Genomic DNA, 1,169 nt, shown 5'->3' with positions numbered 1-1,169 from the left:
GCAAGCCCGCTTGTGTCTATGGCCGGAAGTAAACTCTAGGGTGAGAGAGGTGGATGGCAAGCTGTGAGTCCGCGGTGCTTAAAGCACGAGTGGGAGCAAAGCTGCCATCCACCTTTCCACTCTGGCCCATAAGCCCGAACAGTTGGACGAGCAGCCACTCGAAGTACAAGCGTGGGCAAAGCCAGAGCACTCTCACTGCTTAGTGTAAGAGGGTTTTGCCATGCTTTCCTGGGTCGGCATCGATATCTCCAAATCAGACCTCGTTGTTTGGGTTCAGCCGCAAGGTGATGGCTTTAAGGTAGCAAACACTTCGCAAGGCTTTGTTGAGCTGATTGAGCGCTTGAGCCCGTACGATGTTGCTCGGGTCCTGCTGGAAGCCACAGGAGGCTGTGAAACCAAGGTCATGGCGGCCCTGCAAGCCGCAGGCCTTCCCGTGCTCCGAATCAATCCCCGCCGAGTCAGAGCCTTCGCCGTGGCAATGGGTAAAAATGCAAAGACCGATCCGATCGATGCCGCCGTATTGGCAGATTTTGCGGAAGTTTTGCAGGCATCTAGCAACAAAGTCATTTCGCCCGAACGTGAAGCGCTACGTGAGTTGATTCAGCAGCGTGAGCATTTCGTTCAACAACGAGACGACAATAGGCGTCGCCTTCAACAGGCCCAGCAAGCCGCCGTCGTCACGATAATCAAAGACCATATTCACTACCTACAAGCGCAGATCAAACAGCTCGATAAAGTCATTAATCGGAGCATGTACGACCTGGATGCAGAAAAAGCCAATCGGCTCATTTCGGTCAAAGGAATCGGGCCGGTGGCCACCGCTAGTTTGCTGGTTTACTTGCCCGAGCTGGGTGAGCTTGATCGCCGGGAGATTGCGGCCTTGGCAGGCATTGCGCCGTATAACGAGGACAGCGGCAAACACAGCGGAAGACGTCAGATCAGTGGAGGAAGAGCCCGAGTCAGACGTGCGCTGTATATGTCCTGCTGGGTAGTGATCCGCCACCAGGCTGACTTTAAGGCACGCTATGAGGCGCTTCGGGAGCGAGGCAAGAGCGCGAAAGTCGCGCTCATTGCCTGCATGCGGATACTGCTGATCAGGCTGAACGCCATGCTACGCGACGGTACCGAATGGCGGTGACGAATAGCATGGTGAAGACAGTTGCTCCCAC

General features: G+C 55.3%; 1 protein-coding gene. It reads left to right on the top strand.

Annotation, left to right across the window (positions count from 1 at the left end; genetic code table 11):
• The first annotated feature begins 220 nt into the window (after positions 1-220).
• Positions 221-1,138, top strand: coding sequence for an IS110 family transposase (locus C6382_RS23690; RefSeq protein WP_107026727.1), 918 nt, complete (start codon positions 221-223; stop codon positions 1,136-1,138).
• Positions 1,139-1,169 lie beyond the last annotated feature (31 nt).

The organism is Pseudomonas sp. BBP2017, from assembly GCF_003024385.1.
Lineage (GTDB): Bacteria > Pseudomonadota > Gammaproteobacteria > Pseudomonadales > Pseudomonadaceae > Aquipseudomonas.
This window is presented reverse-complemented; position numbering and strand designations above follow the sequence as displayed.

Coding starts and splice junctions, on each gene's coding strand:
- C6382_RS23690 (WP_107026727.1), top strand. CDS start 221: ATGCTTTCCTGGGTCGGCATCGATATCTCCAAATCAGACCTCGTTGTT.